Source organism: Streptomyces bluensis, assembly GCF_014650715.1.
GTDB lineage: Bacteria > Actinomycetota > Actinomycetes > Streptomycetales > Streptomycetaceae > Streptomyces > Streptomyces bluensis.
Genome location: NZ_BMVM01000020.1, coordinates 64,319 through 86,732, shown reverse-complemented (window position 1 = coordinate 86,732; position 22,414 = coordinate 64,319). Strand labels below are relative to the sequence as shown.

The window sequence follows — 22,414 nt, the reverse complement described above, 5'->3', positions numbered from 1 at the left end:
GGTGAACGGGGGAGGGGGCCCGCCGGTGCCGGCGCGCCCCCTCCGATCGAGTGGTGTGACGTGTCCTTCCACGTCGTGCGGAACGGTCTACTTCACCGCACCCGCCATCACTCCGGACACGAACTGCCGCTGGAACGCGAAGAACACGGCCAGCGGGATCACCATGGAGATGAAGGCGCCCGGGGCGAGGATCTCGATGTTGCTGCCGAACTGCCGCACCTGCTGTTGCAGGGCGACCGTGAGCGGCTGCGATTCCGAGTTGGAGAACACCAGGGCGACCAGCATGTCGTTCCACACCCACAGGAACTGGAAGATCCCCAGCGAGGCGATCGCCGGTGCGCCGAGCGGCAGCACGACGGTCAGGAACAGCCGGGCCTCTCCGGCGCCGTCCAGCCGGGCCGCCTCCAGCAGTTCCCGGGGGATCTCCGCGAAGAAGTTCCGCAACAGGAAGATCGCGAACGGCAGTCCGAAGCCGACGTGGAACAGGATGACGCCGATGATGTCGCCGAAGATCCCGAGGTCACGGAAGAGACCGGACAACGGGATCAGCGCCACCTGCACCGGCACCACCAGCAGCGCCACCACGCCCATGAACCACCAGTCGCGGCCCTTGAAGTCCATCCACGCGAACGCGTACCCGGCCATCGCGCCGACCAGGATGACCAGGAGCGTCGCCGGGACCGTGATCCAGATCGTGTTGAACAGGGAGCTGGTGATGTCGTCGTTCTGGAGCAGTGACTCGTAGCTCTTCGCGGTCAGCTGGGCGGGGGCCGTGAAGACCTTCCACCAGCCCGACGTGGCGATGTCGGTCGGCTCGCGGAACGAGGAGACCAGCAGGCCGAAGGTCGGCACCAGCCAGAACAGGGCCACCAGCAGCAGGAAGACGCGCATCGCGCCGCCCGCCACACCGCTCGCCAGCCGGGCGGCCACCGACCGTTCGGCGCGTGCGGCGGTGTCGGGCGCCGGGGCGCCCGGCTTCGGTGCCCCGGGCGTGGTCGTGTCGAGGGCGGTCACCGCTGACGCTCCTTCCGCAGACGCCGGATGTTGACCCACATCACCGGCAGGACGAGCAGCAGCAGAACGACACCGAGCGCGCTGCCGAGGCCCTCGTTGCCTCCGCCGCCGAACGACACGAGATACAGCTGCAGGGCGAGGACGGCCGCGTCGTCCTGACTGGGTTGCGGCGCGATGATGTAGACGAGGTCGAAGACCTTCATCACGTTGATCATCAGCGTGACGAGGACGACGGCCAGGACCGGTGCCAGCAGCGGCACGGTGATCCTGCGGAACACCTGCCACTCGTTGGCGCCGTCCACCCGGGCCGCCTCCAGCAGGTTGCGGTCCACTCCGGCCAGCCCCGCCGCGATCAGCACCATCGCGAAGCCCGCCCACATCCAGATGTACGAGCCCATGATGGCCGGGGTCACCAGGGCCGGGCCGAGCCAGTCGATGCCGTTGTACGGCGCCGCGAAGTTCGAGCCGGGCAGCCGCAGTTGGGCCCCTTCGGCGGACTTGGGCAGGGAGAACGTGCCGTCGGCGCCGCTGGTCGCGGAGGCGACGACCTTGCCGCCCTTGACCGCCTCGACCTTGACGCCCTTCAGCGCTTTCTCACCCGCGTCGACCGCGCCCTTCTCCCCGCCGCCGCCCAGCTTGAAGTCCAGCCAGACGGTGCCGGTGACGCCGTCGCCCGTGGCCGCTTTCGCGTCCTGCGGGGTGCCGGGCAGCCGGTTGGGGGCGATGCCGACCAGGGGGAGCAGGGCCGGGGTGCCCGCCCGGACCGTACCCGTGGTGGTGAACGAGCCACCGCCGGACGGCTTCAGATCACTGACCTGGGGATTGGGGCGGGCCTTCGGATACACCGACTGGTCGACGAACGTGTCGTGCACGGACGTGACCACCGCGTTCGCCACGCCCTGGTTCGGATCCTGCTCGTACACCAGCCGGAAGATGATGCCCGCCGCGAGCATCGAGATCGCCATCGGCATGAAGACGATCAGCTTGAACGCCGTCCCCCAGCGCACCCGTTCGGTGAGGACGGCGAAGATCAGGCCCAGCGCGGTGACGATCGCGGGGGCGACGGCCACCCAGATCGCCGTGTTCCGCACGGCGGTCAGCGTGGAGTCGTCGGAGAAGATGTCGACGTAGTTGTCGAGCCCGACGAAGCCCGAGCCGTCCGCGTCGAACAGACTGCGCCAGACCGAGTACCCGATCGGGTAGACCACGAGCGAGCCGAGCAGCACCAGCGCGGGCAGCAGGAACAGCACCGCCACCCACAGCCGGGTGCCCGTCACGCTCTTACGCGAGGCGACGGGGGGCGCCGGCGTGCTGCCGGTGCCCCCCGTCGACTTGGCAACGGATTGCGTCATATCGGGACGTCAGCCGTTCCCGTACGCCTTGGCCGCGTCAGCCTCCAGCTTGCGCTGGACGCCCGCCACGTTCTTCGGGTCCCGCAGGAAGTCCTGCAGGCCCTTCCACTCGCCGATGCCCTGCGTGCCGCCGAAGGCCGCAGGCGCCTGGTCGGACATGTCGAAGCGGAAGTCGTCGCCCGCGGCGAGCAGCGCCTTGGCGATCTCGCGGGTGACGCCGTCCTTGTACGACTTCATGTCCATCTTGTTGTTGGGCGTGATGACGCCGCCCTGAGCCGTCCAGATCTCGGCCGCGTCCGTCGACGCCAGGAACGTCAGCAGGGCCTGCGCGCCCTTGCTGTCCTTCAGCGCCACCGCCGCGTCGCCGGCGCTGACCACCGGGGAGTCGGAGCCGACCGCCGGGAAGGGGAACATCTTGGCGTCCGTGCCCACCTTCGCCTTGGTGTCGGCGTTGATGTTCGCGGTCACGAAGTCGCCCTCGAAGACCATCGCGGCCGGGGTGTCACCGGAGAACGTCTGGACGACCGACTTCGGGAACTCCGTGCCCAGCGCGCCCTTGCGGCCGCCCGCGATGAGCTCGTCCTTGCCCCACAGGTCGGCCAGCGTGGTCAGGGCCTCCTTGACGGAGGGGTCCGTCCACTTGATCTCGTGCTTGGCCAGCTGGTCGTACTTCTCCGGGCCCGCCTGCGAGAGGTAGACGTTCTCGAACCAGTCGGTGAGCGTCCAGCCGTCGGCGCCGCCGATGGAGACCGCGGGGGACCCCGCGTCGGACAGCGTCTGCGCGGTCTGGACGAACTCGTCCCAGGTCCCGGGCGGGTCGGTGATCCCGGCCGCCTCGAACGCCTGGGTGTTGTACCAGACCAGCGACTTGTTCGCGGCCTTCACATACACGCCGTACTGCTTGCCCTTGTACGCGCCGAGGTCGACCCAGCCCTTCGAGAAGTTCTTCTTCAGCTGCTCCTCGGCGGCGCTGCCCAGGGGCTTGATCCAGCCCTTCTCGGCGAACTGGTGCAGCACGCCGACCTGGGGCAGGAACGCGACGTCCGGCGGCTGGCCGCCCTCGATCTTGGTACCGAGGAACGTGGAGGTGTTGTTGCCCGTGGGGACGAAGCTGACCGTCGCACCCGTGCGCTTCTCGAACTCGTCCAGGACCTTGGTGAAGTTCTCCTGCTCCGGGCCGGTCCAGACGGCCGCGACCTCCAGCTTCTGACCGTCCAGCTTGGGCAGTTGAACGGTGGCCTTGCTGGTGTCGCCGCCCGTGTCGCCGCTGTCCCCGCCGTCGCCGTCACCGCCGCAGGCGGTGAGGGAGAGAGCGAGGACGCCCGCCGCGAGGGCGGCAACGGCCTTGGCGGCCCCAGGTTTTCTGTGTGGTCGCATCTGCGAGAGCGACCTGCGTGCACGAAGTGTGCTGCGCATTCACTGCCCCGTTCTTCGTTCTTCATCCGACAGCCGGAGCGCTGTCCCGTGCCGCACTGTTTACGCTGCGACTTGGGGGGCGGCAAGAGCGTCTGCACGGACAACTTCATGATCGTAATCGCGTCGTGACCTGTGCGTCCGTCGGTTGGGCACGGTTCGTGTGCTGGTGGGGGCTGGTGGGAGGGACGCCCCTCATGGGGCTGCGCCCCGGCACCCCGGCGCACCGGACTTTAGCGCCGCTTCAGCTTTACCGGGGCTCCAGAAGTGACGGCACCTCAGTCGCCGAGACCTCGCGGGCCGCCCGGTCCAGGGCGCTGGCCAGGAGGGCCAGGTCCGTGGGCCCGTTGCCCAGTTCGCGCACCGGGCGGCGGGCCGGGGGGTCGCCCATACGGGTCCAGTCCAGGGGGACGACCGTGGGGCGGAGCGTGGCCGTACGGGGGATGCGGCCGGTGACGCGGCCCGCCTGGAAGGGAGTGGCACGGTCGGAGGCGGAGGCGGGAGCGGGGTGAGCGGTGGGCCGGTCGTGCCGGACCGTCAGCCGGCCGCGACCCGGGGCCGGTTCGTCCGGGCCCGGGGTGGGTGCTTCCAGGACTACGTGGAGTGTGGCCGCACGGGCCAGGTCGGTGTCGGCGGTACGGGTGCCGCTGGAGGTGGCGGCGACCAGGTGCACACCGAGGCGGGCGCCCTCCCGGGCCACGGCTTCCAGGGCCCGTACGACGGAGCCGGCCGACGGGCGGCCCGGGGAACCGAGCGGCGGGGACAGCAGCGCGTCGAGGTCGTCCACGATCACCACCAGGCGGGCGAGCGGCGTGCCGGGGTCGGTGCGGTCACGGGACGCGGACGGGCGCAGCCGCAGGGTGGAACTGGGGGGCGTGTCGAGGTCGTCGGCGCCGGGGGAGGCGGGGAAGGCGGGGGAGGAGGAGCTGGGGGAGGTGCCGGACGGTGCGCCGGTCGCGCTCGCCGAGCCCTTCGCCGAGCGCTGGGCGACGATGCGCCCGGGCACCCCCTGCGCGGTGTGCCACGCGGTGAAGTCGAGGCGGCCCAGCAGCTCCGAGCGGCGCTTGAGCTCGGCGCTCAGGGACTGGGCGAACTCCCGCATACGGACCGGGTCGTGGGCCGCGAGGTGCGTGCCGACGTGGGGCAGGTCGGTGCAGACGCCGAGCCCGTCGCCCGGAGCGGTGCCGCGGTCGCTGCCGTCCCGCCCGTCCACGAGGGCGATGCCGAGCCGGTCGGGGCGCTCGGCGGCGGCGAGTGACGCGGCGATGGAGCGCAGCAACTCCGTACGGCCGCTGCCGGCCGGGCCCTCGACCAGCAGGTGGGGGCCGTCGGCGGCGAGGTCCGCGCACACGGGCCCGCGCGGACCGGCGCCGAGCACGGCCCAGGCCCGCCCGCCCACCGTCTGCGGGTCGTCGGCCGCGTCCGCCCAACGCGCCATCAGGGACGCCGGGGTGGCCCGCGCCAGCCCCAACTCGTCCAGCAGCCGCGCCGACTGGGGCAACGGCGCCGACACGCGCGCGTGCCGCTCCCCGGGGGCGCCGTCCGGCCGCAGCGGCGCCAGTGCCCGCGCGAACCGCTCGGCCCACGCCACCGAGACCGCGTCGACCGCGGCCACGGTGCCGGGTGTTATGGGGCCGGAAAGGGAGGGGGCACCGGTCATGGAGCCGGGAGTGGCCCGGTCGGCTCGGTCGGACCGGTTGCCCCGGTCGTGTGCGGTGTCGTCCGGCAGGTGGCCGACGAGGCTGACGTGGGTGCGGTGCGACGCGTGGCCGGTGCCGGTGCCGGTGCCGGTGCTCGTGGGGCCCGAGGGGCCCGCCGCGCGTGCGTGGGGCTGCCGGGACTCGGGGCGTGGGCGCCACGCTGTGTCGCCCGTCGTGTGCCCCGTGGACCGGGCCGGGGCGACCCGCGTCAGCCGCAGCGCCGTGGCGACGTCCCCGCTCAGCAGGGCGACGGCCCCGCACGCGCGGAACGCGGGCGACACCTCGCACGCGGCCTCGTACGTCTCCGACACCGGTGACGAGGGCGAGGCGGCCTCCGTCTCGGCGAGACACACCACGTGGATGCCCGCCGCCGGTCCCCGCACCGCCAGCCGTGCGACGGCCTTGCGCACCTCGGCTCCGCCCGGGTCGCCGTCCACGAGCACCACCGTGTAGGGCCCCGCGAAGCCGGCGTCCGCTGTGTCCGCGGTGTTCTCGCTGTCCGCCTGGTGGTCCTCCAGGCGGCGCTGGAGCTCGTCCGTGCGCGCGGTGGCCTGGTCGCCGTCGTACGCCAGCAGCAGGCGGCAGTCCTGGCCGTGCCCCGGGCGGACGTGGGGGAGCCAGCCGAGCCAGGACCAGTCGGCCGCGCGCTCCTGCTCGGAGCGGGAGACGTCCGCGCTGATCAGGACCAGCTCCAGGGTGTCGGGCGAGTGCAGCGCGGCGAGCTGTGCCACGACCGCGCGGGCCAGGCCCAGCAGCCGCGCGCGCGGCCCGGCGAGTCCCAGCGCGCCGACCTCGCGCAGCCCGGCCGTCACCGGCACCGCGGGCAGCAGCCCCGAGCCGTCGGGCGCCGCCCGGTCGGCCGTCCCCAGCCGTACCGTCAGCGCCTCCGGGTGCTCCGGGCCCCGCTCCCACAGCCGCGGGCCCGGCCCGAGCGCGGTGAGCAGCAGGGCCGCCGGGTCCGGCCACTTCTCCGGCGCCTGCGCCACCGCGACGGGGGACTCCAGGGTGAGGTCCTCGTCCGTGTCGTACGGGTCGAGCTCCCCGTCGGGCTGCTCGCCGCGCCCGCCGGTCAGCCGTCGTGCCCAGGCGGTGAGGCCCCCGCGCTTCCGGGACTCGCGCGGCAGGTCCGTCCCCCGTACGGGGGTTCCCTTGCGGGTGCCGCCCGGGTCGGGAGCACTGGGGGTCGAGCTCCCGAGGGCCGCCGGGCTGCCGGGAACCGCCGCGCGCCCGGCGGACACCGGGCCCTGGCCCTCAGGCGGCGCCCAGCCCTCCGTCGAGTGGCCCGGAGACGTCCGTCCGGGCCCGGTCTCCGCCGCGCCCCCGTCACGCGCGCCCCCGTCACGCGTGCCCGTGCTCTCGATCCGCGGCGCCCCGGCCTGCCCCGGCACGAGGGGCCCGCCGCCACCGGCGGGTGCCCCGCCTGTGACCACGCGCACATGACCTTCCCCGTCGGGCGCCGTCCCCAGCGCCCCCGAGCCCGTACCGATGCCGCCGGGCGGGGTCAGCCGGAGGGCCGACTCCCCGATGCGCAACAGCGCCCCCGGAGTGAGGGGCACGGGGCGGTCGCCCACGCGGACGCCGTCGAGCGTCGTGCCGTTGGTGGAGCCGATGTCGGCGACCGAGACGCGGCCGTCCTCGGCGACCGTGACCGCGCAGTGCAGGCGGGAGACATCCGGGTCGTCGAGGGGGACGTCCGCGTCGGCGGAGCGGCCGATGTCGATCCTGCCGCCGTGCAGGAAGTGGACGCCGCCCGCGTCCGGCCCCGCCACCACATGCAGCCGGGGCGCCGACTCGTCCACCTCGGGGCCGTGCTCCGGGGCGCCCAGGGACAGCACGGCGCCGTCGACCAGCGGCGGCTCGCCCAGTGTGCAGCGCTGCGCGTCCAGCCGCTCGCCGCCCGCGTACAGCACGACGGCCCCGCCCCCGTGCTCCCGGCTCCGGTCGGACTGGGCGGCGCCCCCGTCCCCGCCGACGGCCGACGCGAGACCGGAGGCCACCGCGGCCAGCGCCGTCCCCGCCGGTGCCGTCACCAGCACATCGCAGGCGGTGGCACGTCCTCGCGGCTCCGAAGACGGCCCCAGCGGGTCTACGACGGTCAGCCGGATCTGCATCGCCGTCAGCGGTCCCTTCCGCGCGGGCACCCGCGCATGCGGGCGAGCCTGCGTGGTCCCCCCACCGCAGACTTCCCCCCACCGCACACGGGCACATCGGCCAGTAATGAAGGCATCCTCGCACCTGTCGCTGACAACGTGCCCGCCCCCGCCGGGCAAGTGATCTTGATTGGTCGGCTCTGCCCGTAAAAGTGCCTGACCAGTGGACAGCGGATGCCCGCCGGATGCCCGCTTGAGATCGGTCACGTCCGTCTCCGGCAACCAACCAGCCCCAGGAGAGCGTCTTTCCGTCGAACGCGTACCTGAATACCGCCGACCCCGCGCGGGAATACCGCCGACCCGGTACGGGAATGCCGTCGAACGCGCAGGGGACGGCGTACGTACTCGCATGCGTCCTCGCCGCGTCTTCGCCGCGTCCTCGCGTGCGTCGCGCGCTCAGCCGTCCGGCGGACGCGTGCGGGGGAGCACGGCACGACGACGGCCCGGTCCCGCGTACGGCGGCATTACAGTGGGTCGGAACATGCGTTCCACCGGCGAGGCCGGTTGAATCGGCAGCAAGCAAAGCACCACGGACCAGGCAAGCAAGCAGCAGGGAGCCCATGACGTGCGGCCGGTAGGGAGCAAGTACCTCCTGGAGGAGCCGCTTGGACGCGGCGCCACAGGCACAGTCTGGCGCGCCCGCCAGCGGGAGACCGCAGGGGCCGAGGCGGCCGTTCCCGGCCACCCCGGCGAGACCGTGGCGATCAAGGTCCTCAAGGAGGAGCTCGCCAGCGACGCGGACATCGTGATGCGGTTCCTGCGGGAGCGGTCCGTGCTGCTCCGCCTCACGCACCCGAACATCGTGCGGGTGCGGGACCTCGTGGTCGAGGGTGATCTGCTGGCGCTGGTCATGGACCTGGTCGAGGGCCCGGACCTGCACCGCTACCTGCGCGAGAACGGCCCGTTCACGCCCGTCGGCGCCGCCCTGGTCACCGCCCAGATCGCCGACGCGCTCGCCGCCAGTCACGCCGACGGGGTCGTCCACCGCGATCTGAAGCCCGCGAACGTCCTGCTCAGGCAGCAGGGCGACCAGCTGCACCCGATGCTGACCGACTTCGGCATCGCGCGCCTCGCCGACTCCCCCGGCCTCACCAGGACCAGCGAGTTCGTCGGCACGCCCGCGTACGTCGCCCCCGAGGGCGCCGAGGGCCGCCCCCAGACCTCCGCCGTCGACATCTACGGCGCCGGGATCCTGCTGTACGAGCTGGTCACCGGGCGTCCGCCGTTCGGCGGAGAGTCCGCGCTCGAAGTGCTGCACCAGCACCTCAGCGCCGAACCGCGCCGCCCGTCCACCGTCCCGGAACCGCTGTGGACGGTCATCGAACGCTGCCTGCGCAAGAGCCCGGAGGAACGGCCCAGCGCCGAGAACCTCGCGCGCGGGCTGCGGGTCGTCGCCGAGGGCATCGGCGTCCACGCGAACGCCGCGCAGATCGCCGCCGCCGAGGGCGTGGGCGCCCTCCTCGCCCCCGACCCGGCGCCCGCGCCGGTACCGGGCACGCCCGGCCCGGTCGGCGCCGCCGACCCCACCCAGGTCCTGCCGAACAACGCGGGCGCCTACGACCCGAACGCCGCCACCAGCGTGCTCCCGCACACCGCGGGCCCGGCGGGCGCCGCCGACCCGACGGCCGTCATGCCGTCGATGCCGCCGAACCAGCCCGGCGGGCCGGGGCAGGGCGGCGGACCGGACGACCCGCACCCCTGGCAGAACCAGCTCCGGGCGGCCCGCGACCGCAACGAGCAGACGCAGATCCAGTACCTCGACCCCAGCGAGGACCCGCTGCGCCGCCGCCCCCAGCGGCAGGCCGCGCGGCAGCCCCAGCAACCGCCGCAGGGCCGCCCGCAGCAGCCACCGCCCGGACAGGCGTACGGCTACCCGCAGCAGCAGCCCCAGCAGTACGCGCCCCAGCGGCAGGCGCCCCCGCCGCCCCCGCCCCAGCGGTACGCGCCGCCGCCCCAGGAGCCCGCGCCGCGCCCGCAGCGCGAGCCCCGGCAACCGCGTCAGCGCAGCGCCAACCCGATGCGCATCCCCGGCCTCGGCTGCCTGAAGGGGTGCCTGTTCACGATCGTCATTCTGTTCGTGGCGGGCTGGCTGGTCTGGGAGTTCAGCCCGCTCCAGCAGTGGATCGGGACGACGAAGGGCTACTGGGACCAGCTGACGACCTGGTACGGCGACATCACCGGATGGATCAAGGACCTGGGCGGGAACTCCGAGCCCAAGGCCCGCTAGCCGCGGCTCCGGTTCCGGTTCCGGCTTATTCGTCTTCGTGCGTCGGTTTCGTGCGTCCGCGATACGTCACCGAGGCTGGTGACTTGTCGACATCTGACGGGTGATTTCCGTCTCCGCGGTGAAGGTTGGCTCGTCGGACGCGTAGTTTTAGCGACAACACGCGTCCGTAGGAGCAGTTTTGACACGGAAGATCGGGAGCCGGTACACCGCGAACCAGATTCTGGGGCGGGGCAGTGCCGGCACGGTGTGGCTGGGCGAGGGTCCGGAGGGGCCCGTCGCCATCAAGCTGCTGCGCGAGGACCTCGCGTCCGACCAGGAGCTCGTGGGGCGCTTCGTCCAGGAGCGCACGGCGCTGCTGGGCCTGGAGCACCGCAACGTGGTGTCCGTACGGGACCTCGTGGTCGACGGCAACGACCTGGCGCTCGTCATGGACCTGGTCCGCGGCACGGATCTGCGCACCCGCCTGGACCGGGAGCGGCGGATGGCGCCCGAGGCCGCGGTCGCGATCGTGGCGGACGTCGCGGACGCGCTGGCGGCGGCGCACGCGGCGGGGGTGGTGCACCGTGACGTGAAGCCGGAGAACGTGCTGCTGGACATGCAGGGCCCGCTGGGCCCGGGCGGCGCCCACCCGGCCCTCCTCACGGACTTCGGCGTCGCGAAGCTGATCGATTCCCCGCGCCGTACGCGCGCGACGAAGATCATCGGCACGCCGGACTACCTGGCACCGGAGATCGTGGAGGGCCTGCCACCCCGGGCCGCGGTCGACATCTACGCGCTGGCGACGGTGCTGTACGAGCTGCTGGCGGGCTTCACCCCGTTCGGCGGCGGGCACCCGGGGGCGGTGCTGCGCCGCCACGTGACGGAGACGGTGGTCCCCCTCCCCGGCATCCCGGAGGAGCTGTGGCAGCTGCTCGTGCAGTGCCTGGCCAAGGCGCCGGCCTCGCGGCTGCGGGCCTCGGAGCTGGGCGCGCGGTTGCGGGAGCAGCTGCCGTCGCTGGCCGGGATGCCGCCGTTGGACGTGGACGAACCGGATACGGAGCCGCAGGAGGCGTACGAGGAGGAGCCCGAGACGGCCGCGCCCCGGGAGCGGGTGCGGCGCGGGGCGGTGCCCCTGGTGCCGGGAGCCAAGCCCGACTCGAACCGCGACACCCACACGTCGATGCGGGTGCCAGGTCCGGACGAGCTGGCCGGGGGTGCGCGCGGTACGGCTCGCGTGCCTCGGGCGGCGGGTGCTCCGCGCCCCGGGTCGGCCCGTCACCGGGCCACGACCCGGCGGCGGCGGATCACGCTCGGTGCGGCGGCGGTGGTGTTGCTCGCGGCCGTGGGGGTGGGCACCTGGGCCGCCACGGCCGGCGACGACTCGGACGGTGCGCCCACGGACACCAAGAACTCAACGCCGATGTCCCCGTGACGGCTGGGCGCTCGGGGGTCTTGTCTCGCCCCCGCCGCCCCTACCCGTCCCATCCTGTCCCTGGGGGCTGCGCCCCCAGACCCCCGCACAATCCAGCCCCTCCGGCGTTTGAGGAGCGGGGGTCCGGGGGCTGAGCCCGAAACAGGGCCCGGGGCTGAGCCCGAAACGGGGCCCGGGGCGGAGCCCGAAACAGGGCCCGGGGCGGAGCCCCGATGGGGGCCGGGGGCGCAGCCCCCTGAGTCGGGGTCGAAGGGGCGGAGCCCCTGGGGATGGGACGGGTAGGGGCGGCAGGGGCGAGGGACACCGCTGGACAGCCGCAGCCGCAGCCGCAGCCGCAGCCGCAGCCGCAGCCGTCGCCACCGCCACCGCCACTGCCGTCGCCACCGCCACCGCCACTGCCGTAGCCGTCGCCACCGCCGTCGCTGCAGCCACCGCCACCGGCTCAGCCATCGCCCCGCCGCGGCCCCCGCCGGTCGAGCCAGGCCGCTTGCCACAGCCGTTAGGCTGGAGGGCGTGTCAGTCGTCGATGTATCCGAAGAGCTCAAGTCCCTCTCCTCGACCATGGAGTCGATCGAGGCCGTCCTGGACCTCGACAAGCTGAGGGCAGATATCGCCGTGCTCGAGGAGCAGGCGGCCGCGCCGTCCCTGTGGGACAACCCCGAAGAGGCGCAGAAGATCACCAGCAAGCTGAGTCACCTCCAGGCGGAGGTGAGGAAGGCCGAGGCCCTCCGCGGTCGCATCGACGACCTCGGTGTCCTCTTCGAGATGGCCGAGGAGGAGGACGACCCGGACACCCGCGCCGAGGCCGAGTCCGAGCTCGCCGCCGTCAAGAAGGCCCTGGACGAGATGGAGGTCCGGACACTCCTCAGCGGGGAGTACGACGCCCGCGAGGCGCTCGTCAACATCCGTGCGGAGGCCGGCGGGGTCGACGCCGCGGACTTCGCGGAGAAGCTCCAGCGGATGTACCTGCGCTGGGCCGAGCAGCACGGCTACAAGACCGAGGTCTACGAGACGTCGTACGCGGAGGAGGCGGGCATCAAGTCCACCACCTTCGCCGTGCAGATCCCGTACGCGTACGGCACCTTGTCCGTCGAGCAGGGCACCCACCGTCTCGTCCGTATCTCCCCGTTCGACAACCAGGGCCGGCGGCAGACCTCCTTCGCGGGCGTGGAGGTGCTGCCCGTCGTCGAGCAGTCCGACCACGTCGAGATCGACGAGAGCGAGCTGCGCATCGACGTCTACCGGTCCTCCGGACCCGGCGGACAGGGCGTCAACACCACCGACTCGGCCGTGCGGATCACCCACCTCCCCACCGGCATCGTGGTCTCCTGCCAGAACGAGCGGTCGCAGATCCAGAACAAGGCCACGGCCATGAACGTGCTGCAGGCCAAGCTGCTGGAGCGGCGCCGCCAGGAGGAGCAGGCCAAGATGGACGCCCTGAAGGGCGACGGCGGCAACTCCTGGGGCAACCAGATGCGTTCGTACGTCCTGCACCCGTACCAGATGGTCAAGGACCTGCGCACGGAGCACGAAGTCGGCAACCCGGAGGCCGTGTTCAACGGCGAGATCGACGGCTTCCTTGAGGCCGGCATCCGCTGGCGCAAGCAGCAGGAGAAGTAACACGCATACGCGCTGACGCGCGGAGCGTTTTGTCGACAAGGCAACTGCTGCCCACCGGGCGGCAGTTGCCTTTTCTGTGTGGGATGTCTGGCTTTTACGTCACACTCACATCTCTTGTCCGGGTTCAAATTGCGCGGAAGCGGATATTGCGCGCGCAACGGCCTTGACGTTGCCATGAAAACTCGGAAGGGTGAAGCGTGGCATGCGTATCTCTGGGGCGCATGTGACGCGGGGGGCTGGAGTGAACGAGCTACCCCTGACGCCGTGGCCCTGAACGCTGCTCTATTGACGATGAGCTACTGGGGGTAGCAGACACATGACCAAGAAGACGCGGATCCGCCTGGCACGGGTGGCCGCCGGTGCCGTGATCGCCGCCGGCGCCTCGATGACCGCCGCCGGTGCGGCGTCCGCCACGGAGACCGAGGACTGCCTGCTCGGGCTCCTGTGCAGCGAAGCCCCGACGACCCCGGCGCCGACGCCCTCCGAGACGGGCATCCCGGAGGACCCGGCGGAGCCGTCGGTGCCGCCGATCACGGAAGAGCCGCCCAGCGAGGAGCCGACCGAGCCGAGCGAGCCCACGGAGGACCCGGGCAACGGTAACGGGAACGGCAATGGGAACGGCAACGGAAACGGCAACAACGGAGGTGGCAACGGGGGCGGCAACAACACCGACCCCAACGGCGGCAGCGGCAACGACGCCGCCGCCCAGGAAGAGGGTTCCTCCTCCCTGACCGACACCGGTTCGAGCGTCCCCGCCGGGACCAACACCGCGGCTCAGGGCGGTGACGAGCTCGCCGAGACCGGTGCCGCCGAGACCACGTTCCTGCTGGTCGGGGCCGCCACGATGATCGCCGGTGGTATCGGCTTCCGTCTGCTTCCCCGCATGATGGGCGGCCGCGGCGGCGCCGCTGCCTGAGCCTGACGGCTCGCCGCACCTCGCGGTACGCACGAGGAAGGGCCCGGAGCGACTCGCTCCGGGCCCTTCCGCCTGCCCTGGTGCTTCTTCCGCGTGCTCTACGCGCTCTCCGGTGTCCTACACCGTCTGGTGCGCCAGCAGCGCCACCGCCGCGATCAGCACGGCGAGCAGCGCGATCAGCGCCATCGGGTTCAGCCCCGCGAAGGGGCCGTCCTGCTGCAGCCGCTCACGGCTCGCCCGGCAGACGGGGCAGCGACCCTCGCTCACGGGCGCCGCGCAGTTCGCGCACACCAACCGGTCGTACGTCATGCGCCTCGCCCTCCTCGCACATGTCCATTCCACGCGTTCACGCACTCAACGCTCCGGGGAAGTCAACCGTTCCCCTCTCCACTGTGCCAGGTTCCTCCGGAAAGAGCGCGGGGTCCCTGCGGGGCCTTGGCCGGTACGCCCCCGTGCCCCCGCGTGGCGGTGCCCCGTACCCCCGTACAAAAACACACATCTCCCACGCAACCCCTCCGGTGACTGCGCTTGTGCACCGGGTTCGCGTATGGTCACGCTCATCTACCCCCGGCGACCCGTGGTGCATCCGTGATCCGATTCGACAATGTCTCCAAGGTCTACCCCAAGCAGACCCGCCCCGCCCTCAGGGATGTCTCCCTGGAGGTCGAGAGGGGCGAGTTCGTGTTCCTTGTGGGCTCCTCCGGCTCCGGAAAGTCCACCTTCCTGCGGCTGATCCTCCGCGAGGAGCGCGCCAGCCACGGCCAGGTGCACGTCCTGGGCAAGGACCTCGCCCGGGTGTCCAACTGGAAGGTGCCGCAGATCCGCCGCCAGCTGGGCACGGTGTTCCAGGACTTCCGGCTGCTGCCGAACAAGACGGTCGGTGAGAACGTCGCGTTCGCGCAGGAGGTCATCGGCAAGTCACGCGGCGAGATCCGCAAGTCCGTGCCGCAGGTGCTCGACCTCGTCGGGCTCGGCGGCAAGGAGGACCGTATGCCCGGTGAGCTGTCCGGTGGTGAGCAGCAGCGCGTGGCCATCGCGCGCGCCTTCGTCAACCGGCCGAAGCTGCTGATCGCCGACGAGCCGACCGGCAACCTCGACCCGCAGACCTCCGTCGGCATCATGAAGCTGCTCGACCGGATCAACCGGACCGGGACGACCGTGGTGATGGCGACCCACGACCAGAACATCGTGGACCAGATGCGCAAGCGCGTCATCGAGCTGGAAAAGGGCCTCCTCGTCCGCGACCAGGCGCGCGGCGTCTACGGCTACCAGCACTGATCCACCGCCCACGGAAAGGCCGGAAGAAGACGCCATGCGCGCCCAGTTCGTTCTCTCGGAGATCGGTGTAGGTCTCCGCCGCAATCTGACGATGACGTTCGCGGTCATTGTCTCCGTGGGCCTCTCCCTGGCCCTGTTCGGCGGCTCGCTCCTGATGAGTGACCAGGTCAACCAGATGAAGGGCTACTGGTACGACAAGGTCAACGTCTCGATCTTCCTCTGCAACAAGAGCGACGCGGAGTCCGACCCCAACTGCGCCAAGGGCGCCGTCACCACGGAGCAGAAGGGCCAGATCAAGGCCGATCTGGACAAGATGAACGTCGTCGACACGGTGCTGTACGAGTCGCAGGACCAGGCCTACAAGCACTACAAGGAGCAGTTCGGCGACTCCCCGCTGGCCAGCAGCCTCACCCCGGACCAGATGCAGGAGTCGTACCGGATCAAGTTGAAGGACCCGGAGAAGTACCAGGTCATCGCAAGTGCCTTCAACGGCCGGGCCGGTGTGCAGTCCGTTCAGGACCAGAAGGGCATCCTGGACAATCTGTTCACGTTGCTCGGATACCTCAACTGGGCGGCGCGCGGCGTGATGTTCGTCATGCTGATCGTGGCGCTGCTGCTGATCGTCAACACGGTGCGCGTCTCGGCGTTCAGCCGCCGTCGTGAGACCGGGATCATGCGGCTCGTGGGCGCCTCCGGGTTCTACATCCAGGCGCCGTTCATCATGGAGGCCGCGGTCGCCGGGCTCATCGGCGGCACCATCGCCTGCTCGTTCCTCGTGCTCGGGCAGTACTTCGTGATCGACAACGGCGTGGCCCTGTCGGAGAAGCTCCAACTCATCAACTTCGTCGGCTGGGACGCGGTGCTGACCAAGCTGCCGCTCATCCTCGCGGCGAGCTTCCTGATGCCCGCCCTTGCCGCCTTCTTCGCATTGCGCAAGTACCTGAAGGTGTGACGCACGCCAACAGGGCCGTCCGGTCAACCGGCCGTACGGCCCTTCGCGTTGTCCTAGACTCACCGGCATGTCAGGCCACGACCCGATCTGTCGGCCCCACCGCTTCCGCCGCGGGGCGGCCCTGACATTCGTCTTCGCGAGCGTCCTCGCGACGGGCGCCGCGACCGGCTCGTTCGGCGCCCCCGGCGAGCAGGGCGGCCAGGACCGCGACTCGGCCGCTGCCTCCCGCGCCACGCCCGAGGGCCACCGCGAGTACGTCGCCAGGGCCGCGGCCGAGGCCATGGCCGACGGCGAGTCCCCCGTGGAGGCCGCCGAGCGCGCGGTCAGCCGTAGCGGGGACCGCTGGGCCGCGGTGTACTCCGAGGGCGAGTACGAGGAGTTCCAGGAGGCCCTCGACGGCGCGTACACCGGTGTCGGACTGTGGGCCCGGCGCGAGATCGACGGCCGGATCGAGGTGACCCGCGTCCGGGACGGCTCGCCCGCCGCCGACGCGGGCATCCGCAAGGGCGACCGGCTGCGCAGCGTCGACGGCGAGGACGTCGACGGCCGGCCCGTCACCGAGGTCCTCTCCCTGCTGCGCGGCGACGCCGAGGACGCCTCCGCCGGCACGACGGTCTCCCTGGGCCTGGAGCGCGGCACGCGCGCGTGGAGCGAGACCCTGCGCCGGGCCCGCCTCTCCACGGACCCGGTGACCGTCCGCAGACTCCCCGACGGGGTCACCGTCATCAAGGTCGCCGCCTTCACCAAGGGCTCGGGCGACCGCGTACGCACCGCCCTCCGGCAGGCGCCCGGCGACGCGCGGATCGTCCTCGACCTGCGCGGCAACTCCGGCGGACTGGTCACCGAGGCCGTCACCACCGCCTCCGCCTTCCTCGACGGCGGCCTGGTCGCCACGTACGACGTGAACGGCGCCCAGCGCGCCCTGCACGCCGACCCGGGCGGCGACACCACGAGACCCCTGGTCGCACTCGTCGACGGCGGCACGATGAGCGCGGCCGAACTCCTCACCGGCGCCCTCCAGGACCGCGGCCGCGCGGTCGTCGTGGGCTCCCGCACCTTCGGCAAGGGCTCCGTCCAGATGCCGAGCCGTCTGCCCGACGGCTCGGTTGCCGAACTGACCGTCGGCCACTACCGCACCCCCTCCGGCCGCGGCGTCGACGGCCAGGGCCTCACCCCCGACCTGGAGGTCGCCGAGGGCGCCCTGAAGCACGCGGAGACGGTACTGAGCGGGCTGGGGCAGTAGCCCGCCCCTCTTCTCTGCCGTTAATGCGCTTCCCGCAGGCCCCCTCCGTGGTGCGAAAATGGACGGCACTATGAGCAAGGGAATGTACGTACCCAAGGAGTCCCTCCCCAAGAAGGGCGGGGCGGCCGCCAAGGCCAAGGACGGCGAGAAGGGCGGCAAGCGCAAGATCGTCGCGCAGAACAAGAAGGCCCGGCACGACTACGCGATCATCGACACCTACGAGGCCGGGCTCGTGCTCACCGGCACCGAGGTCAAGTCGCTGCGTCAGGGGCGGACCTCGCTGGCGGACGGCTTCGTCCAGATCGACAGGGGTGAGGCGTGGCTGCACAACGCCCACATCCCCGAGTACAACCAGGGCAGCTGGACCAACCACGCGGCGCGCCGCAAGCGCAAGCTGCTGCTGCACCGCGAGGAGATCGACAAGCTGGAGTCCAAGGCGCAGGAGACGGGCCACACGATCGTGCCCCTCGCCCTGTACTTCAAGGACGGCCGGGCCAAGGCCGAGATCGCTCTCGCGCGAGGCAAGAAGGAGTACGACAAGCGCCAGACCCTGCGCGAGCAGCAGGACCGGCGCGAGTCGGCCCGGGCGATCGCGGCCGCCCGCCGCAGGCAGCGCGCCTAGGCACAGGGCCTGCCTGGGCCGGTCGGCGGGAATACAGTGGCACCTGTCTGCGTTGATCCCTTACGATGGTGCGAGCACCTCACACGGTGCGTACCTTGAAAAAACAACATGGGGATGATCGGTTTCGACAGCGGATGTCGAAGCAGGGGAAGCGTGTCGAGGAAGCGGCCATGATCTCGTAAACCACAGGCCGAAAAAAATAATCGCCACTGTTAAGAGCGATTCTCCCAAGGCGACGCAGTTCGCCCTCGCTGCCTGATCAGGTAGCTAGGCAACTGCCCCTTACTTAAGGGAGTGTCAGCCCGGGGCTGTTCCCGACCCGGATCCTGGCATCAGCTAGGGGACTAAACCTCGATCCCGGTCACGGGGTGAAGAGGGAAATCAAACAGTGACTGGGCCCGTCGGCGACTTGTTCGCGTGATCGCCGGGGCCGAGAAAATCACAGCGAACTGCACACGGAGAAGCCCTGGTTCCGCACCGTTGGACGCGGGTTCGATTCCCGCCATCTCCACACGATCGGGAGGTCCCCGGACCTCCTCACCCATGTGGGTGAAGGCCCCGCTGCTTTCGAGCAGCGGGGCCTTCGTCATGTCCAGCCTTTGATCCGTGGCGCACCGGACGGGTGCGTCCTCCCTTCACTCCGGGCTCCCCTCGTCGGGGCCCGGCCCGACGAGAGCGGCCCCAGGACCTTGCTATGGCCGCCTCACGTCGAAGGGAGGACGCCCTCAGATGGGCTGTCACGAGGAGCAGAAGCCGACTCTCGTCATGCGGCTGATCCGGCGCTTGCCGGAGCGGGTGGCTAAGCACGCGAGGAGGTGGCTGCTCTTGTGGCTCAGCAGGTAGCCGGATATCCCCAAGGCAAGTGGGGATATCCGACGAGCTCCTGATGAGCCGGGGTCCCGCTCGGAGTTTCCCGCTCCGATGCGGGGCCCACCTTTTCTCTGGTGGCTCAGGAGATTGCCGGATGTCCCCATCCACAGTGGGGAGATCCGACAGGCTCCTATTGAGCCTGGGCCTCCGCCAGTGAAACATCTCCGACCCGGTGCGGGGGCCCTCCGTGCGTCCAAGTACAGCACACAGCCCACTCCGAGGGCACCACATACCAGCCCCCCATCACGCCAGCGAGCGACGTCCCGTACTGGCTCTCTCTGTCAGCCGGGGCGGCAGCAGTGTCGCCTCGGGCACCGTCGCGCCGCCCAGCTTCTTCACCAGCAGGTCCACCGCCCCCGCGCCCACCTCGGCGGACGGGACGTCCACGGAGGTGACCGGGAGGCGGGTGCGGGCGGCGAGGTCGTCCGGGCAGATGGCGGTGACGGAGAGGTCGTCGGGGACGCGCAGGCCGAGGCTCTCGAAGGCGTCGATCAGCGGTTCCAGGAGGGGCTCGTTGTGGACGACGACTCCGGTCAAGGCCGGTCGTTCCCGCAGGAGTTGCTCGGCGACCAGGCGGGCCGCCGCGGGCGTCGCCTCGCACGGGTACACCGAGGACGACAGCCCGTTCCGGGCGGCGGCGGCCGTGAAGCCCTGGGCCACGCGCTGCGCGAACCCGGTCTCGCGCACATACACCTCGGGCGGCGACCCGACCAGCGCCACCACCCGGTGCCCGAGCCGCACCAGATGCTCCACACACACCTCGCCCGCCGCCCTGAAGTCGAGGTCGATGCAGGTCAGCCCGTCGGGCTCGGCGGGGAAACCGATCAGGACCGAGGGTCTGTCCAGGGCGCGCAGCAGGGGCAGCCGGGGGTCGTGGAGCTGGACGTCCATCACGATCAGCGCGTCCACCAGGGCCGTGTCCGCGACCCGCCGCAGCCCGTCCTCACCCTCCTCCTGCGTCAGCAGCAGCACGTCGTGGTCGTGCCCGCGGGCGCTGGTCACCACCGACACCGCGAACTGCATCACCACCGGCACATGGATACCGGCCCGCAGCGGCACCACCAGCGCCAGCACGTTCGATCTGCTGCTGGCCAGCGACCGGGCGCCCGCGTGCGGACGGTAGCCCAGCACACGGATGGCCTCCTGGACGCGCAGCCGGGTCTCCTCGGAGATCGGGCGCTTGCCGCTGAGCGCGTACGACACGGTGCTGGGGGAGACCCCGGCGTGCCGCGCCACGTCAGTGATCTTCACCATCCCTCGGACTCTCCCCTCACCGGAACTCTCCCCTCACTCGGAATGCCGCTTCACTCGGACTCGCCCCTCACCCGGACTCGCCCCTCACTCGGACGCTCCGGTCAGCTCCAGGGTCAGGAAGCCGCTCCCCGTCCCCGCCCGCACCTCGCGCCCGCCCGCCGCGAGCCCCCAGGGCGCCGTCGGAGCGCTGCACGAGGCCCGCAGGGTGTCCCCCTCGCGGACCACGACGTACGTCACGTCCCCGACCGGCACCGTCACCTGGGCCCCGCGCTCCAGCCCGTACGCGCGCAGGGTGACCCCGTCGGCGTACGCGTAGTCGGGCCGGTCGTCCACCACGCCCACCGGGATCACCGCGCCCGGCCGGACGAGGAGCGGCACGCTGGTGAAGCCGTGGCGTTCGCGCACCCAGCGCGGCCCGGTCACCGTGCGACCGCTCAGGAAGTGCGTCCAGGTGCCCTCGGGCACGTAGTACGCGACGTCCCCCTCGTCGCTGAACACGGGTGCGACCAGCAGATCGGGGCCGAGCATGTACTGCCGCTCCAGGTGCGCGCACCCGGGATCGTCGGGGAACTCCAGCACCATCGCCCGCATCATCGGCACGCCCTCGGTGTGCGCGGTGCGCGCGGCCTCGTACAGATACGGCATGAGGCGCAGCTTCAGCCGGGTGAACTCCCGCAGCGCGTCCACGGACTCCTCGTCGAACAACCACGGCACGCGGTACGACGACGAGCCGTGCAGCCGGCTGTGCGAGGACAGCAGCCCGAAGGCCAGCCACCGCTTGAACAGGGCCGGGGTCGGGGTGCCCTCGAAGCCGCCGATGTCATGGCTCCAGAAACCGAAGCCCGACAGTCCCAGCGACAGCCCGCCCCGCAGGGACTCGGCCATCGCCTCGTACGTCGACTCGCAGTCCCCGCCCCAGTGCACGGGGAACCGCTGGCTGCCCGTCGTCGCCGAGCGGGCGAAGACGACGGCCTCCTCCTCGCCGCGGTGTTTGCGCAGTACGTCGAAGACGGTGCGGTTGTAGAGGTACGTGTAGTAGTTGTGCATCCGCTCGGGGTCGGAGCCGTCCGCGTACGCCACGTCGAGGGGCACCCGCTCGCCGAAGTCCGTCTTGAAGCAGTCGACGCCCTGCGCGAGCAGCGCCGCCAGCTTCGACGCGTACCAGTCGCGGGCCGCCGGGCTGGTGAAGTCGACGAGCGCCATGCCCGGCTGCCACAGGTCCCACTGCCAGACACTCCCGTCGGGCCTGCGCAGCAGATGCCCCAGGGCCTTGCCCTCCGCGAACAGCGGGGAGCGCTGGGCGATGTACGGGTTGATCCACACACAGACCCGCAGCCCCCTCGCCTTGAGCCGGGCCAGCATGCCCTCCGGGTCCGGGAACACCCGTGGGTCCCAGCGGAAGTCGCACCAGTGGAACTCGCGCATCCAGAAGCAGTCGAAGTGGAAGACGGACAGGGGGAGTTCGCGCTCCTTCATGCCCTCGATGAAGGAGGTCACCGTCTCCTCGTCGTACGAGGTCGTGAACGACGTCGACAGCCACAGCCCGAACGACCAGGCGGGCGGGAGCGCCGGCCGGCCGGTGAGCGCGGTGTACTTGCGGAGGATCTCCTTCGGTGTCGGGCCGTAGATGACGTAGTACGTCAACTGCTGGCTCTCCACGCTGAACTGGACCCGCGACACCGCCTCCGAGCCGACCTCGAAGGAGACCTTGCCCGGGTGGTCGACGAAGACGCCGTAGCCCGCGTCGGTCAGGAAGAAGGGCACGTTCTTGTACGCCTGCTCGGTCGCCGTGCCGCCGTCGGCGTTCCAGATGTCGACGACCTGGCCGTTCTTGACGAGCGGCCCGAACCTTTCGCCGAGCCCGTACACCGACGTCCCGACTCCCAGGCCCAGCTGCTCGCGCAGATAGTGGGCGCCCGTCGCGTCGCGCAGGATGCCCATGGCCTTGGGGCCGCTGGTGGTGAGGGTGCGGCCGTGGGCGCGGAAGTCGATCTGCCAGGGGCCGGTGCGGGCGACCCGGACGGAGAGGGCGCCCGAGGTGAGGGTGGCGTGGTCGTCGTCGTACGACGTCTGCGCGGCGCTGTGGCTCCCCGGGTGACCGCCCCCGGACCGCCGGACCTCACCGGCCACCTCGAAGTGGGGGCCGCGCGGTTCCTCCCCCTCGAAGTGCGTGAACGTGACGCCGATGACGTCAGGTATCGGCGTGTGCGCGCTGATCGTCAGGACCGGTCCCTTCAGCAGGTCGCCACGGTGGCGGACGGGATGGGTCGGCGCGTGGAACTCCAGGGTCCCCGGCCCCTCCGCGATGTCGAGGACCTCGCGCGGACAGGCGGCGGTGACGCCCTCGCGCAGCAGCCAGTAGCCGTCGGTGAACTTCAAAGCCCACACCCTC

15 protein-coding genes and 1 other RNA gene are annotated in these 22,414 nt (G+C 71.5%); 9 read left to right on the top strand and 7 right to left on the bottom strand.

The annotated features are described in order from the left end of the window. Positions 1 to 87: 87 nt before the first annotated feature. The 4 genes from IE262_RS33525 to IE262_RS33510 form a co-directional block, all read right to left on the bottom strand. Complete coding sequence (locus IE262_RS33525) at positions 88 to 1,014, bottom strand: carbohydrate ABC transporter permease (RefSeq protein ID WP_189879029.1); 927 nt, start codon at positions 1,012 to 1,014, stop codon at positions 88 to 90. After that, complete coding sequence (locus IE262_RS33520; RefSeq protein ID WP_229877749.1) at positions 1,011 to 2,366, bottom strand: carbohydrate ABC transporter permease; 1,356 nt, start codon at positions 2,364 to 2,366, stop codon at positions 1,011 to 1,013. The genes IE262_RS33525 and IE262_RS33520 overlap by 4 nt, the downstream gene beginning before the upstream one ends. Positions 2,367 to 2,375: 9 nt before the next feature. Continuing rightward, positions 2,376 to 3,743 carry an ABC transporter substrate-binding protein gene (locus IE262_RS33515; protein WP_189879027.1) on the bottom strand — a complete coding sequence of 456 codons (1,368 nt, stop codon included), beginning with the start codon at positions 3,741 to 3,743 and terminating at the stop codon, positions 2,376 to 2,378. Positions 3,744 to 4,029: 286 nt separating this feature from the next. Then, positions 4,030 to 7,590, bottom strand: coding sequence for an FHA domain-containing protein (locus IE262_RS33510; RefSeq protein ID WP_189879086.1), 3,561 nt, complete (start codon positions 7,588 to 7,590; stop codon positions 4,030 to 4,032). Positions 7,591 to 8,194: 604 nt separating this feature from the next. On the opposite strand from IE262_RS33510, the gene IE262_RS33505 reads away from it, so the two are divergent. The 4 genes from IE262_RS33505 to IE262_RS33490 all read left to right on the top strand — a co-directional run bounded on the left by IE262_RS33505 (position 8,195) and on the right by IE262_RS33490 (position 13,803). Next, positions 8,195 to 9,856 (top strand): serine/threonine-protein kinase, encoded by a 1,662-nt coding sequence (locus tag IE262_RS33505; protein WP_134035273.1) that lies wholly within the window; start codon positions 8,195 to 8,197, stop codon positions 9,854 to 9,856. A gap of 178 nt (positions 9,857 to 10,034) precedes the next feature. Continuing rightward, positions 10,035 to 11,267 carry a serine/threonine-protein kinase gene (locus IE262_RS33500; protein ID WP_134035276.1) on the top strand — a complete coding sequence of 411 codons (1,233 nt, stop codon included), beginning with the start codon at positions 10,035 to 10,037 and terminating at the stop codon, positions 11,265 to 11,267. A gap of 513 nt (positions 11,268 to 11,780) precedes the next feature. Continuing rightward, entirely contained in the window at positions 11,781 to 12,887 is a 1,107-nt protein-coding gene (prfB, locus tag IE262_RS33495) for a peptide chain release factor 2 (protein ID WP_134035279.1), read from the top strand. A gap of 316 nt (positions 12,888 to 13,203) precedes the next feature. Beyond that, positions 13,204 to 13,803 (top strand): hypothetical protein, encoded by a 600-nt coding sequence (locus IE262_RS33490; RefSeq protein WP_189879026.1) that lies wholly within the window; start codon positions 13,204 to 13,206, stop codon positions 13,801 to 13,803. Between the two features lie 117 nt (positions 13,804 to 13,920). On the opposite strand, the gene IE262_RS33485 is transcribed toward IE262_RS33490, so the two are convergent. Beyond that, positions 13,921 to 14,112: a hypothetical protein gene (locus IE262_RS33485; RefSeq protein WP_189879024.1), complete on the bottom strand. Its 192-nt coding sequence runs from the start codon at positions 14,110 to 14,112 to the stop codon at positions 13,921 to 13,923. Between the two features lie 279 nt (positions 14,113 to 14,391). Between IE262_RS33485 and ftsE the strand changes: the two genes are divergently transcribed. The 5 genes from ftsE to ssrA all read left to right on the top strand — a co-directional run bounded on the left by ftsE (position 14,392) and on the right by ssrA (position 18,412). Then, positions 14,392 to 15,081 carry a cell division ATP-binding protein FtsE gene (gene ftsE / locus IE262_RS33480; RefSeq protein ID WP_134035288.1) on the top strand — a complete coding sequence of 230 codons (690 nt, stop codon included), beginning with the start codon at positions 14,392 to 14,394 and terminating at the stop codon, positions 15,079 to 15,081. Positions 15,082 to 15,115: 34 nt separating this feature from the next. Beyond that, positions 15,116 to 16,033, top strand: coding sequence for a permease-like cell division protein FtsX (ftsX, locus tag IE262_RS33475; protein ID WP_189879022.1), 918 nt, complete (start codon positions 15,116 to 15,118; stop codon positions 16,031 to 16,033). Positions 16,034 to 16,100: 67 nt separating this feature from the next. Further along, a complete protein-coding gene (locus IE262_RS33470; RefSeq protein WP_134035294.1) occupies positions 16,101 to 17,276 on the top strand; it encodes a S41 family peptidase in 1,176 nt (391 codons plus the stop codon). An 82-nt stretch (positions 17,277 to 17,358) separates the two neighbouring features. Next, complete coding sequence (gene smpB, locus IE262_RS33465) at positions 17,359 to 17,898, top strand: SsrA-binding protein SmpB (RefSeq protein ID WP_134035924.1); 540 nt, start codon at positions 17,359 to 17,361, stop codon at positions 17,896 to 17,898. A gap of 110 nt (positions 17,899 to 18,008) precedes the next feature. Continuing rightward, positions 18,009 to 18,412, top strand: a transfer-messenger RNA (tmRNA) gene (ssrA, locus tag IE262_RS33460). A gap of 599 nt (positions 18,413 to 19,011) precedes the next feature. On the opposite strand, the gene IE262_RS33455 is transcribed toward ssrA, so the two are convergent. Together IE262_RS33455 and yicI are read right to left on the bottom strand one after the other, a co-directional pair. Next, positions 19,012 to 20,022 carry a LacI family DNA-binding transcriptional regulator gene (locus IE262_RS33455; protein ID WP_134035297.1) on the bottom strand — a complete coding sequence of 337 codons (1,011 nt, stop codon included), beginning with the start codon at positions 20,020 to 20,022 and terminating at the stop codon, positions 19,012 to 19,014. Between the two features lie 84 nt (positions 20,023 to 20,106). Next, positions 20,107 to 22,401 carry an alpha-xylosidase gene (gene yicI / locus IE262_RS33450; RefSeq protein WP_189879020.1) on the bottom strand — a complete coding sequence of 765 codons (2,295 nt, stop codon included), beginning with the start codon at positions 22,399 to 22,401 and terminating at the stop codon, positions 20,107 to 20,109. Positions 22,402 to 22,414 lie beyond the last annotated feature (13 nt).